Consider the following 11,956-nt stretch of genomic DNA (forward strand, 5'->3'; position numbering starts at 1 on the left):
ACGCCACCGCCACAGCGGTCGGTCGCGCCGACGATGCACAGGATGCTTGCAATGAATCACGATGAATCCACACCGGGACGCCTGGGCGCGTTCCGACCCACACGCCGCCAGTTCGTCACCGGCCTGGCGACCGGCAGCGTCGCGCTGGGCCTCGGCCTGGCGCGCATGCCCGCCTCGGCCGGCACGCCCGCACGTCGCGGCGGTGCGGCGCTCGTCACCGGTACCGACTTCGCGCTGAGCATCGGCGCGATGCCGGTCGACATCACCGGCCGCATGCGGCCCGCGATCACCGTCAACAACAGCCTGCCCGCCCCCACGCTGCGCTGGCGCGAAGGCGATACCGTTACCGTGCGCGTCAGCAACCGCCTGCGCGACATGACCTCGATCCACTGGCACGGCATCCTGCTGCCGTCGAACATGGACGGCGTGCCGGGCCTGAGCTTCAACGGCATCGCGCCGGGCGAAACGTTCCAGTACCGCTTCCAGCTGAAGCAGTCCGGCACCTACTGGTACCACAGCCATTCGCTGTTCCAGGAACAGGCCGGCCTTTACGGCGCGTTGATCATCGACCCGCGCGATCCGCCGCCCTACCACCACGACCGCGAACACGTCGTGCTGCTCTCGGACTGGACGGACCTGGATCCGGCTGCCCTGTACCGGCGCATGAAGAAGATGCCGGAGCACGACAACTACTACCAGCGCACGCTGGTGGATTTTGTGCGCGACGCTAAGCGCGACGGACTGGCGGAGACGGTAGAGGATCGCGGTATGTGGGGGCGCATGCGGATGACGCCCACCGACATCTCCGACATCAACGCGCACACCTATACCTATCTGGTGAATGGTGCGGCGCCTGCCGGCAACTGGACCGGCCTGTTCAAGCCGGGCGAGAAGGTACTGCTGCGCTTCATCAACGGCAGCGCGATGACCTACTTCGATGTCCGCATCCCGGGCCTGAAGATGACCGTCGTCGCTGCCGACGGCCAGTACATCCATCCGGTGAGCGTGGACGAGTTCCGCATCGCGGTGGCGGAAACGTTCGACGTGATCGTCGAACCGAAGGGCCAGGACGCCTTCACCATCTTCGCGCAGGACATGGGCCGCACCGGCCATGCACGCGGCACGCTGGCCGTCCGCGACGGGCTGGAGGCGCCGATTCCGTCGCGCGATCCACGTCCGCTGCTGACGATGGCCGACATGGGCCACGACATGGGCGGCCATGGCACGCAGAAAGGCATGGAAGGCGGCTGCGGCGCGAACATGGGCGCGATGGACCACAGCGCACACGGCGCAACGTCGAACGCGCCGAATCATCCCGCCAGCGAAGCGGGCAACCCGCTGGTCGACATGCAGTCCTCCGCAAGCGAACCGAAACTCGACGATCCCGGCATCGGCCTGCGCGACAACGGACGCCAGGTGCTGACCTACGGCGCGATGCGCAGCCTCTTCGACGATCCGGATGGCCGTGACCCGGGCCGCACCGTGGAGCTGCATCTCACCGGCCACATGGAGAAGTTCGCCTGGTCGTTCGATGGCATCCCGTTCGCCAGTGCCGACCCGCTGCGACTCAAGTACGGCGAGCGCATGCGCATCGTGCTGGTCAACGACACGATGATGCAGCACCCCATCCACCTGCACGGCGTCTGGAGCGACCTGGAGGATGCGGACGGCGCATTCCAGCTGCGCAAGCACACCATCGACATGCCGCCCGGCACGCGGCGCAGCTATCGCGTCCGCGCCGATGCGCTGGGACGGTGGGCCTTCCACTGCCACCTGCTGTACCACATGGAAGCCGGGATGATGCGCGAAGTGAGGATCGAGGCATGAAGACCTTCCTCATCCCTGCCCCGCTCCGCCTCGCCTCCGTCGTTGCCGTCATGCTGGGCGTGGCGGCGCCTGCCATGGCGCAGCATCACGACCATTCACAGCCTGCGACGCAGGAGACACCGAAGCAGGACGATCACGCGCATCACGATCACGGCGCCATGTCCCAGGCAGCATCGGCGGCGATCACCGCTGCGCCGCGCGAACCGGTTCCCGCGATCACTGCGGACGACATGGCCGCTGCGTTTCCCGCCATCGACCACCACGCCATGCAGCATGCGCCGGCGTTCAACCACAAGGTGACCTTCAACCGGCTGGAAGCCTGGGATGCGGACGAAGGCACCGGCCAGGCCTGGGAAGGCAGCGCGTGGTTCGGCACCGATACCGACCGCCTGTGGCTGCGCAGCGAGGGCGAGCGCATGGGAGGCCACACCGAGAGTGCCGATCTGGAAGTGCTGTACGGCCGCAGCGTCTCGCCGTGGTGGGACGTGGTGGCCGGCGTGAAGCACGACTTCAAGCCCGGCGATGCGCGCAGCTGGGCAGCGTTCGGCGTGCAGGGCATGGCACCGTACCGCTTCGAGGTGTCGGCCACGGCCTATGTCGGCGAGGGCGGCCAGCTCGCCGCCAACGTCGAGGCCGAATACACGCTGCGCATCACCAACCGCCTGATCCTGCAGCCGCTGGTGGAAGTGGACATCGCAGCGAAGGATGATCCCGATTACGGCATCGGACGCGGCATCTCCGGCATCGAAGCGGGTCTGCGCCTGCGCTACGAAGTGACGCGCCGTTTCGCGCCCTACATCGGCGTGGTGCACGAACGCGCCGTGGGCGACACCGCCGATCTGCGCCGCGCCGAGGGCGAAGCCACGCGCGATACCCGCGTCGTCGCGGGCGTCCGGGTCTGGTTCTGATGGAGGACTTCATGAATTACCGCACGCCCCTGCCCCGCCTCGCCTCCATCCTGCTGCTCGCCACCACCCTCGCCGCCTGCACGCAGGCGGTGCCGGCGCCGGTGGACAGCGCCCTCGCGGCGACGGCTGCACCAGCAACGCAGCAGAAGACCGCAGTGGCCGCGATGCCGAAGATCATCGTCCATCGCGATGCCTACTGCGGCTGCTGCCATCTGTGGGTCGAACACCTGCGCAAGGAACGCTTCGACGTGGACGACCGTGTGGAGGACGCCATGAGTCCGGTGAAGGAACGACTGGGCATCGTGCCAGAGCATGCGTCCTGCCACACCGCCGAAATCGAGGGCTATGTGGTCGAGGGCCATGTGCCGGCATCGGACGTCCGGCGCCTGCTGCGCGAGAAGCCGGCCATCCGTGGCCTCGTGCTGCCCGGCATGCCGATGGGCTCGCCGGGGATGGAGGTGGAAGGCGTCGACGCACCGGCCTACACCGTGCTGGCACTGCACCGCGACGGCAGCACCACGCCCTACGCCACGCATTCGCCATGAACCGAGGGGGACGGCACGGACGCCGTCCCACCCCTTGACTCTGGAGCGTACTCCAGGGTGCAGACTGCAGGTACTTCGAGGAGTTCCCGCATGAACATCGGCCAATTGTCCCGCCGCACCGGCGTCCCCATCGACACCGTGCGCTACTACGAAAAGCAGTGCTTGCTGCCCCCTCCCACGCGCAGTGCCAGCGGCTACCGGCATTACGAAGCGGACGATGTGCTGCGGCTGAATTTCATCCGCCGCGCGAAGGCGCTCGGCTTCACGCTCGAGGAGATCCGCGAACTGCTGGCCCTCAGCAGCGCCCACGACGGCGACATGGCGGCCATCCGTTCCGCCGCCACCGACAAGCTGGTCGACGTGGAACAACGTCTGGCCGAGCTGACGCGCGTGCGTGACGGGTTGCGCCAGTTGGTCGATGCATGTCCGGGGCATGGCGCGCTGGACCAGTGCCCGATCCTCACGGCGCTGGGAGGCGAGGCATGAGCCCCGCACCGCACACGCATGGCCACCCTCCGGCGGAACACGCGGCGAAACCCGCGTGCTGCAGCGGCCATACCACGGCGCGCGCCGACGACGACACGCACGCCACCGATCCGGTCTGCGGCATGAAGGTCGATCCGCTCACCACCTCGCACCATGCGGAGCATGCAGGCCAGGCCTACCATTTCTGCTCCGCGGGTTGCCGCACGAAGTTCGTCGCCGATCCCGAACGCTATCTGCATCCGGCCGCTGCTGCCGCGGCGGTACCTGCGGGCACGCAGTACACCTGCCCCATGCATCCGGAGATCGTGCAGGACGGCCCGGGCACGTGTCCGCTCTGTGGCATGGCGCTGGAACCCATGCTGCCCTCGCTGGACGAGGAAGAGAATCCGGAGTTGACCGATTTCCGGCGGCGCTTCTGGTGGACGCTGCCCTTCAGCACGGCCACGCTGCTGCTGGCCATGGGCGGCATGTACCTGGACGTCATCCCGCCCACCGTGCGCACCTGGCTGGAATTCGCGCTCAGCACGCCGGTCGTGCTGTGGGCCGCCTGGCCGTTCTTCCAGCGCTGGGCGCAATCGATCCGGCATCGCAGCCCCAACATGTGGACGCTGATCGGTACCGGCGTGGCCGCAGCCTACGGTTACAGCGTGGTCGCCGTGCTGGCGCCGCAGCTGTTCCCGCCCTCGTTCCGCGGCCATGGCCACGTCGGTGTCTACTTCGAAGCGGCGGCGGTGATCGTGTCGCTCACCCTGCTTGGCCAGTTGCTGGAACTGAAGGCGCGCTCGCAGACCTCCGCCGCGATACGCGCCTTGCTGGGCCTCGCGCCGAAGACCGCACGCCGCCTGCGCGACGATGGCGATGAGGAAGACATCGACCTCTCGCACGTGCACGTCGGCGACCGGCTGCGCGTGCGGCCGGGCGAGAAGGTACCGGTGGATGGCGTGGTGCTGGAAGGCCGCACGCATATCGACGAATCCATGCTGACCGGCGAACCGATGCCGGTGGAGCGTGTGCCGGGCGACCGCGTGATCGGCGCCACCCTCAACGGTGCGGGCAGCCTGGTGATACGTGCCGAGAAGGTCGGCAGCGACAGCGTGCTTGCCCAGATCGTGCAGCTGGTCGCGCAGGCGCAGCGCACCCGCGCACCGATGCAGCGGCTGGCAGACCGGGTGTCGTTCTGGTTCGTGCTCGCCGTGCTCGCTGCCGCACTGGCGACGTTGCTGGGCTGGGGTCTGTTCGGCCCGGATCCGTCATGGACGTACGGTGTCCTCAACGCCGTATCGGTGCTGATCATCGCCTGCCCCTGTGCATTGGGGCTGGCCACGCCGATGTCGGTGATGGTGGCGAGCGGGCGTGCGGCACAGGCCGGCGTGCTGTTCCGCGACGCGGAGGCCATCGAAACCCTGCGCAAGGTCGACACCCTGATCGTGGACAAGACCGGCACCCTGACGGAAGGCCGTCCCGCCTTCCAGGCAGTGCATGCGCTGGCCCCGTTCGACGAGAACGCGGCGCTGCGGCTGGCCGCCAGCCTGGATGCCGGCAGCGAGCATCCGTTGGCGCAGGCCGTGGTGCAGGAAGCGCGCCGGCGTGGGCTGGTGCTCGCGTCCGCGCAGGATTTCGAATCCAGCAGCGGCATCGGTGTCCGCGGCATGGTCGACGGCCATCGCGTCGCTTTCGGCAATGCCGTGCTGATGCAGGAAGAAGGTGTATCCCTCGATGCCCTGCGGGAACATGCCGATCGCCTCCGCGAGGAAGGCGGCAGCGTGATGTTCCTTGTGGTCGATGGCACGCCCGCCGGCAGCATCGCGGTGGCCGATCCCATCAAGGCCAGTACGCCAGACGCCCTGCGCGCCTTGCGTGACGGCGGGCTCCGCATCGTCATGGCCACCGGCGATGGCGAGCGCACCGCGCGGGCGGTCGCCGCGCGCCTCGGTATCGACGAAGTCCACGGTGACGTGCGTCCTGCCGACAAGGCCGCCCTGGTGGCGCGTCTGAAGCAGGAGGGCCGCCACGTGGCGATGGCCGGGGATGGCATCAACGATGCGCCTGCCCTCGCGGCAGCGGATGTCGGCATCGCGATGGGCACGGGCACGGACGTGGCGATGTCCAGCGCGCAGGTGACGCTGGTGAAGGGCGACCTGCGCGGCATCGCACGCGCCAAGGCGCTGTCGGAAGCGACGGTACGCAACATGCGGCAGAACCTGGCCTTCGCCTTCGCCTACAACGCATTGGGCGTACCGGTCGCCGCCGGCCTGCTGGGCCTGTTCGGTGGCCCGCTGCTCTCGCCGATGCTGGCGGCACTGGCGATGAGCCTGAGCTCGGCGTCGGTGGTCGGCAATGCACTGCGGCTGCGCCGTGTCCGGCTTCCCGCCGACTGAAACGCACACGGCCACCCGCCGGTGGCCGTGCCGTCACCGGTACCGCGCGTTTACTTGACGGTGACGTAGGTGCCCTTCAAGGCAACGCCGCTCATGATGTTGCCCGCGTAGCATTCGTAGTTGGTAGCGCTGCGGAACTCGTTCTTCTTGAAATAGCTGGTGATGTTGATCACGGCATTCGCCCCGCGATCCTTGGCGCCTTCCTGCAGCGCCTTGAGTGCGGACAGCGCCACCCAGTTGCAGGATTCCACGTCCGATTTTCCCACGCCGTTGGTCTTCTTGTTGGTGACGTCCTCGCCCATCCGCGTCACCACCGCCGGTGTCTTCTCGCCGGCCAGGAAGAAGCGCACGCTGCCGTCGATGCCCGCCGCCTTCGCCTGTGGCGAGTCGATCAGTTCGCGCAACGGAAGCTCGAGGCGCGTGTCGGCAGCGAATGCCTGCGGCACGGCCAGCAGGGTCAGCAGGGATGCAGTCAGAAGTCGTTTCATGGTCAGGCTCCTTCGGGGGAAAGGGTGGCGGGGCCACCGTGATGGTCAAGCATGCCGAGGCGGGCGTGGGGAGGCCGTGCAGGCCTGCCGAACGCAGCACCGCCAGTCGTGGCGCATCTCGTCACTGGATCGGTGGCACGTCTTCCTCGGGTCCGATCTCGATCCCGGCCTGCTCGTCTGCGAACAGGATCCGGAAATCGCCGCGGCGCAGCCATGCCGCCGTGTCGGCCGCCAGCGCATCGCTGATCTTGCTCAACGACGAGCAGCCACCCCGGAACAGCGTCATCGTCTGCCGGTAGGGCTGGTACTGCCCTATCAGCTTGCCGTCCTGGAACAGTTCCGCTCGGATCATCGCCCACTTGGGACCGGAGAATCCGCCACCGTCGGCACTGCGCATGTTCATGATGCGGATGCGCAGGGTGCGGCCCGGTAGCGCCTCGATATCCTGGTCTGTCAGTTCCACCAGGCCATGCGAGTAATCGACCAGATGCGCGGGAAGCTCGGCCGTCCAGTCGCATTGCTTCATGAACTCCGGATACCCGGCATAGCCATCGCGCAGTGCGATCCTGGGACTGGTGCGGATCACGTCGTCGGCCATCGCGGATAGTGCGGGCATGGCCAGGCACAGTGCGAAGAGCAGGCGCCATGGACTGCGGATCACGGCGTGGCCACCGGCGCGGCGTCCGCGGCAGCGTCCACCGCGTCCTGCTGGTGGAATACCGGGGAGTTCTGGATGTCGAGCGCAAGGTTGCCGATCCAGCGGTTGTAGTTTCCATGGATCCGCGGCGCACCGCGCTTGATCTCGTAGTTCATCTCCCTGCTGGAGACGTACTCGATCTTGAAGCCGTTGGCGTCGTAGCGCACCGCCACCACGACCTCATGCGTGCGTGGCGCGTAGCGCAACGTCACCCGGCCGGGTTCGCTGTCCACGACGGCCCAGCCACGTGTCTTGCCCGCGTGGATGATGGCCGCCTTGATGCGTGCCGCACTCGGCGGAATGCCGTTGGTGGACTCCACCCGCTCGTACGCCGGCACGACCATCGGATCCTGCTTGCCGGCCATCGCCGGCAGGCTGACTGCTGACAGCACGAGCGCCAACAGCAACGAAACGGAACGCTTCTTCATCTATCCCCCTGTGGATGTCTGACGTCAGTCTTTCCAACGCTTGAAGATCAGCGACGTGTTGATGCCGCCGAAAGCGAAGTTGTTGTTCATCACGTAGTCGGTCTGCAGTTCGCGGCCTTCGCCGATGATGTAGTCCAGATCCGCGCAGCGGGGATCGCGCTCCTCCAGGTTGAGCGTGGGGGCGAACCAGCCCTCGCGCATCATCTCCAGCGTGATCCAGGCCTCGTAGGCGCCGCATGCCCCGAGCGTGTGGCCGACGTAGCTCTTCAGCGAACTGATCGGCATGCGGCTGCCGAACACTGCCGCCGTGGCCGTGGTCTCGGCGATGTCGCCATGGTCGGTGGCCGTACCGTGCGCGTTGACGTAACCGATCGCGTCCGGCTCGAGCCCTGCATCTTCCAGCGCCAGGCGCATGGCTTGCGCCATCGTGTCCGCGCTGGGCTGGGTGACATGCTGGCCGTCGCTGTTGGTGCCATAGCCGACGACTTCGGCCAGGATGGTCGCGCCGCGCGCCTGCGCGTGCTCCAGGTCCTCCAGCACCAGCGTGCAGGCGCCCTCGCCCAGCACCAGGCCATCGCGGTTGGCATCGAACGGACGCGGCGTCCGCTCGGGCTCATGGTTGCGTACGCTGGTGGCGAACAACGTATCGAACACCGCTGCCGCCGTGGCATCCAGTTGCTCCGCGCCACCGCCGATCATCGCGACCTGTTTGCCGCTGCGCACGGCTTCGTATGCACAGCCCACGCCCTGGCTGCCGGACGTGCAGGCGCTGGACGTGGTGTAGACGCGGCCGGTCAATCCGAAGAACACCCCGATGTTCACCGGCGCGGTGTGGCTCATCATCTTCAGGTAGGTCGTCGCGTTGATGCCTTCGGTGGTGTACGCATTGAGCATGCGGCCGAAGTCGCCGATGGCTTCGTGGCTTCCCGCGGAGGAGCCGTACGAGACGCCCACCTTCCCGCTTTTCAGGACGGGGTGGCCGAGCAGACCCGCCTGCTCCAGCGCCATCTCGGTGGCGCGCACGGCCATCACGGCCACCCGGCCCATGCTGCGCGTGGTCTTGCGGTTGTAGTGGGCAGGCAACTCGAACGGTTCGGCGGGCGCGGCCAGTCGCGTGTTGAGGCCTTCGTACTTGTCCCAGTCCTGCATGTGGCGCACGGCGTTGCGGCATTCGCGCAGGCGCAGGTGCACGCTGGCCCAATCGTGGCCGAGCGGGCTGATCGTGCCAGCGCCGGTAACTACAACGCGTCGATCGCTGCGACTCATCCGACCAGCCCTCCATTGACCGAGATCACCTGCCGGGTGACGTACGACGCCTGTGGCGACATCAGGAACGCCACCACGGCGGCGACTTCCTCCGGCCGCCCGACGCGCTTCATGGGGATCATTTTCAACGCTTCATCCACCACCTCGCCACTCACCATCTCGGTGTCGATCAGGCCCGGCGCCACGCAGTTGACGGTGATCTCGCGGCTGGCCAGCTCCAGTGCCAGCGCCTTGGTGGCGCCGATGATGCCGGCCTTGGCCGCGCTGTAGTTGACCTGGCCACGATTGCCGACCAGGCCGGACACCGACGAGAGCGTCACGATGCGCCCCGGCTTGCGTCGGCGCACCATCGGCATGACCAGCGGGTTGAGCACGTTGTAGAAACCATCGAGGTTGGTGCGCAACACGGCATCCCAGTCGTCGCCGCTCATCGCCGGGAACGCGGTGTCGCGCGCGATGCCGGCGTTGCAGACGACGCCATGGTAGGCGCCGTGCCCTCCGATGTCGGCTTCCAGTGCCTCCGCGGCGGCGCTGCGGTCGGCCACGTCGAACGCCAGCACGCGGGCTCCGCGGCCCAGGTCGCGGATCTGGCCAGCGACAGCCTCGGCTTCTTCCACCCGGCTGCGGCAATGCACGACGATGTCGAAACCATCCTGTGCAAGACGCAACGCGACGGCCCGGCCGATGCCCCGGCTCCCGCCGGTGACCAGAACGGTGCGCTCCCCGGGCGTGCTGTCGCCGGTGGTGGTGTCTCCCCTCATTGCTGCGTCGTCTCCAGATAGGCCATCGCGTCCGGCGGTTCGAACACGGACACGTTGGCAGTTGCCAGTTCTTCGCCGTCCCCCAGGATGCGGCAGCTGAACATTCCAAGCCCATTGTCGCCTAGCAGCTCGCGCGTTGCCTCTACCCGAAGCAATGCGCCCGTGCGGAACCACGAAACCCGGCTTTCGTAGCGGCGCGTGCCCAACAGGAAGCCGATCGACGGCTCGCGGCCGGAGGCGCGGGCGTGGCAGCCCGCCCAAGCGGCGATGGCCTGCGCCATGTATTCGACCCCCACCCAGGCGGGGACGCCTTCCGCATGGCAGAACGGTCCTTCATCGGGCACGCGCACCTCCGCAGCCACGCTGTCTTCGCCCCAGGCAACGAGGCGATCGACCAGCCGCATCGTTCCCCGGTGCGGCACCACACGTTCGATGTCGTACAACTCACCCATTCACTCAGCTCCGAATACCAGCACCGCATTGCTGCCACCGAATGCGAACGACTGGCTCAGCACATGGCGCAGCGGGCCGTCGGCAGTGCTTCCGGGCCGCGCGAAGGACAAGGGCGGCAAGGCCGGATCCGGCACGCCATCCCACCAGTGCGGTGGCAACCGGCGCTGCGGGTTGTCGACCATTGCAAGCCAGCACAGGCCGGCTTCGACGGCACCCGCGGCGCCGAGCGTGTGGCCCGTCAGGGGCTTGGTGGAGCTCACCGGCACCTCGGACCCCAGTGCAGACGCCACCGCGCGGCTTTCCATCGCATCGTTCTGCGGCGTGGCCGTGCCGTGCAGGTTCACGTAGTCGATCTGCCCCGGCGACAGTTTGGCCCGCGCGAGCGCCTGGCCAATGGCGTCGATGGCGCCGATGCCCTGCGGCTCGGGCGCGGAGATGTGGTGGGCGTCTGAGGTTTCACCCCACCCCGCCAGCCGCACCGGCCCGGGCGAGCGTGTCATCAGGAAAAGGGCGGCACCCTCGCCGATGTTGATGCCGTGGCGGTGCGCCGAGAACGGATTGCATCGCTCGGGCGACACCGATTCCAGCGCCATGAAGCCGCGCACCGTGAACTGGCACAGTGAATCCGCGCCACCCGTGATGACGGCGTCCACCAGCCCGGCACGCAGCAGCCGTGCCGCGGACGCCATTGCCTTGGCGCTGGACGAACACGCGGTGGAGATCGTCCAGGCCGGTCCGCGCGCACCCGATTCGGCTGCGAGAAAACGCGAAGGCGCACCGATCTCCTGTTGCACGTAGTGGAACCCCTCGGGCCACTGCTGATGGCGATGCCAATGCACCATCGCCTGCTCCGCCTCGCCTATGCCCGAGGTGCTGGTGCCGACCACGATGGCCACGCGTGCAGGCCCATGGCGTTCGATCGCCTGCTGCACCTGGTCGTGGATCTGCAGGTAGGCGGCGCGCAGCAGTGCGTTGTTCCGCCCGCGGAGCTGCACCGGATGGTGGTCGAGCGCGGGCAGCGCGGTGGTCACCGTACCCATCGCGAGGCGATGGCCAGGCACCAGGGTGTCGTTCTGTGCCACGCCCGAGGGAGCATCGTCGCGAAACAAGGCATCGCGCACCGACGCCTTGTCTGCGCCGAGTGCGCATACCAGCCCGAGATCGTTCAGAAAGATCGCGTCGCCGCTCACGGGATCGGGGCTCCGCCGGCCGTCGATTCAATCGTCAGATGATAGCCGTCCGCCTTGTTGTGGACCCGCAACGTGGTCGCATCCACGCGCTCCCGCACCAGCCATGCGTGGCCATCCTTGCGCAGTTCGCGCTTGTCGCCGGACTCGACCAGTTCCCAGCCCACGGGCAAGGCGGCGCGCACGGCGTCCGCGGGCCACAGGCTGAACTGCACGTCGTCGAGCACGCGTTCACCCCGCACCGCCGCAGGCAGCCACGCCGCACGTTCTTCGGACAAGGTCGTGCCGTCCCATTGCAGGCGGACGCCGGTACGGCCCATGGCCTGCACGGCCAAACGCACGGCGTCGGCGTCGACTTCCAGCAATGCGTCGAGCTCCCGCACGTGTTCGCCGAAACGGAACACGAGGCGTTGCTGCAACGCGACCTGCTGGCCCAGCGCTGCCGGTGCCAGGCGCAGCGAAGGCAGCTCGACCGCAGGCGATGCCGGACGCGTGGCGCACGCGGCCAGCAACAGTCCCGTCAGCAAGCAAG

General features: G+C 67.8%; 13 protein-coding genes. 5 read left to right on the plus strand and 8 right to left on the minus strand.

The window, feature by feature from the left end; genetic code table 11:
• The first annotated feature begins 51 nt into the window (after nucleotides 1–51).
• From WBN46_RS13335 to WBN46_RS13355, 5 genes are all read left to right on the plus strand, one after another.
• Complete coding sequence (locus tag WBN46_RS13335; RefSeq protein ID WP_337731991.1) at nucleotides 52–1,827, plus strand: copper resistance system multicopper oxidase; 1,776 nt, start codon at nucleotides 52–54, stop codon at nucleotides 1,825–1,827.
• Entirely contained in the window at nucleotides 1,824–2,735 is a 912-nt protein-coding gene (locus WBN46_RS13340; protein WP_337731992.1) for a copper resistance protein B, read from the plus strand. The genes WBN46_RS13335 and WBN46_RS13340 overlap by 4 nt, the downstream gene beginning before the upstream one ends.
• An 11-nt stretch (nucleotides 2,736–2,746) precedes the next feature.
• A complete protein-coding gene (locus WBN46_RS13345) occupies nucleotides 2,747–3,280 on the plus strand; it encodes a DUF411 domain-containing protein (RefSeq protein ID WP_337731993.1) in 534 nt (177 codons plus the stop codon).
• Between the two features lie 90 nt (nucleotides 3,281–3,370).
• The gene (locus WBN46_RS13350; protein ID WP_337731994.1) at nucleotides 3,371–3,766 is read left to right on the plus strand and encodes a helix-turn-helix domain-containing protein; all 396 of its coding nucleotides are present in this window, start codon (nucleotides 3,371–3,373) and stop codon (nucleotides 3,764–3,766) included.
• On the plus strand, nucleotides 3,763–6,144 hold the full coding sequence (locus WBN46_RS13355) for a heavy metal translocating P-type ATPase (protein ID WP_337731995.1): 2,382 nt from the start codon (nucleotides 3,763–3,765) through the stop codon (nucleotides 6,142–6,144). Before WBN46_RS13350 ends, WBN46_RS13355 begins: the two co-directional genes overlap by 4 nt.
• Nucleotides 6,145–6,194: 50 nt before the next feature.
• Here the strand turns inward: WBN46_RS13355 and WBN46_RS13360 are convergent, their stop codons facing one another.
• The 8 genes from WBN46_RS13360 to WBN46_RS13395 all read right to left on the minus strand — a co-directional run bounded on the left by WBN46_RS13360 (nucleotide 6,195) and on the right by WBN46_RS13395 (nucleotide 11,951).
• A complete protein-coding gene (locus WBN46_RS13360; protein WP_337731996.1) occupies nucleotides 6,195–6,632 on the minus strand; it encodes an excinuclease ATPase subunit in 438 nt (145 codons plus the stop codon).
• Nucleotides 6,633–6,753: 121 nt separating this feature from the next.
• Nucleotides 6,754–7,248, minus strand: a complete 495-nt coding sequence (locus WBN46_RS13365; protein ID WP_337731997.1) for a hypothetical protein — start codon at nucleotides 7,246–7,248, stop codon at nucleotides 6,754–6,756.
• 41 nt (nucleotides 7,249–7,289) lie between these two features.
• Complete coding sequence (locus WBN46_RS13370; RefSeq protein WP_337731998.1) at nucleotides 7,290–7,757, minus strand: hypothetical protein; 468 nt, start codon at nucleotides 7,755–7,757, stop codon at nucleotides 7,290–7,292.
• A 24-nt stretch (nucleotides 7,758–7,781) separates the two neighbouring features.
• Nucleotides 7,782–9,023, minus strand: coding sequence for a beta-ketoacyl-ACP synthase (locus WBN46_RS13375; protein WP_337731999.1), 1,242 nt, complete (start codon nucleotides 9,021–9,023; stop codon nucleotides 7,782–7,784).
• Complete coding sequence (gene fabG, locus WBN46_RS13380; RefSeq protein WP_337732000.1) at nucleotides 9,020–9,784, minus strand: 3-oxoacyl-ACP reductase FabG; 765 nt, start codon at nucleotides 9,782–9,784, stop codon at nucleotides 9,020–9,022. The genes WBN46_RS13375 and fabG overlap by 4 nt, the downstream gene beginning before the upstream one ends.
• Entirely contained in the window at nucleotides 9,781–10,236 is a 456-nt protein-coding gene (locus WBN46_RS13385; RefSeq protein ID WP_337732001.1) for a hotdog family protein, read from the minus strand. Before WBN46_RS13385 ends, fabG begins: the two co-directional genes overlap by 4 nt.
• Nucleotides 10,237–11,427 carry a beta-ketoacyl-ACP synthase gene (locus WBN46_RS13390; RefSeq protein ID WP_337732002.1) on the minus strand — a complete coding sequence of 397 codons (1,191 nt, stop codon included), beginning with the start codon at nucleotides 11,425–11,427 and terminating at the stop codon, nucleotides 10,237–10,239.
• Complete coding sequence (locus WBN46_RS13395; protein WP_337732003.1) at nucleotides 11,424–11,951, minus strand: DUF3261 domain-containing protein; 528 nt, start codon at nucleotides 11,949–11,951, stop codon at nucleotides 11,424–11,426. The genes WBN46_RS13390 and WBN46_RS13395 overlap by 4 nt, the downstream gene beginning before the upstream one ends.
• Nucleotides 11,952–11,956 lie beyond the last annotated feature (5 nt).

The organism is Pseudoxanthomonas sp. CCNWLW251 (genome assembly GCF_037402255.1).
In the GTDB taxonomy this organism is placed as follows: domain Bacteria; phylum Pseudomonadota; class Gammaproteobacteria; order Xanthomonadales; family Xanthomonadaceae; genus Pseudoxanthomonas_A.

Coding starts and splice junctions, on each gene's coding strand:
- WBN46_RS13355 (WP_337731995.1), top strand. CDS start 3,763: ATGAGCCCCGCACCGCACACGCATGGCCACCCTCCGGCGGAACACGCG.
- WBN46_RS13365 (WP_337731997.1), bottom strand. CDS start 7,248: ATGCCCGCACTATCCGCGATGGCCGACGACGTGATCCGCACCAGTCCC.
- WBN46_RS13375 (WP_337731999.1), bottom strand. CDS start 9,023: ATGAGTCGCAGCGATCGACGCGTTGTAGTTACCGGCGCTGGCACGATC.
- WBN46_RS13335 (WP_337731991.1), top strand. CDS start 52: ATGAATCACGATGAATCCACACCGGGACGCCTGGGCGCGTTCCGACCC.
- WBN46_RS13385 (WP_337732001.1), bottom strand. CDS start 10,236: ATGGGTGAGTTGTACGACATCGAACGTGTGGTGCCGCACCGGGGAACG.
- WBN46_RS13340 (WP_337731992.1), top strand. CDS start 1,824: ATGAAGACCTTCCTCATCCCTGCCCCGCTCCGCCTCGCCTCCGTCGTT.
- fabG (WP_337732000.1), bottom strand. CDS start 9,784: ATGAGGGGAGACACCACCACCGGCGACAGCACGCCCGGGGAGCGCACC.
- WBN46_RS13350 (WP_337731994.1), top strand. CDS start 3,371: ATGAACATCGGCCAATTGTCCCGCCGCACCGGCGTCCCCATCGACACC.
- WBN46_RS13360 (WP_337731996.1), bottom strand. CDS start 6,632: ATGAAACGACTTCTGACTGCATCCCTGCTGACCCTGCTGGCCGTGCCG.
- WBN46_RS13370 (WP_337731998.1), bottom strand. CDS start 7,757: ATGAAGAAGCGTTCCGTTTCGTTGCTGTTGGCGCTCGTGCTGTCAGCA.
- WBN46_RS13345 (WP_337731993.1), top strand. CDS start 2,747: ATGAATTACCGCACGCCCCTGCCCCGCCTCGCCTCCATCCTGCTGCTC.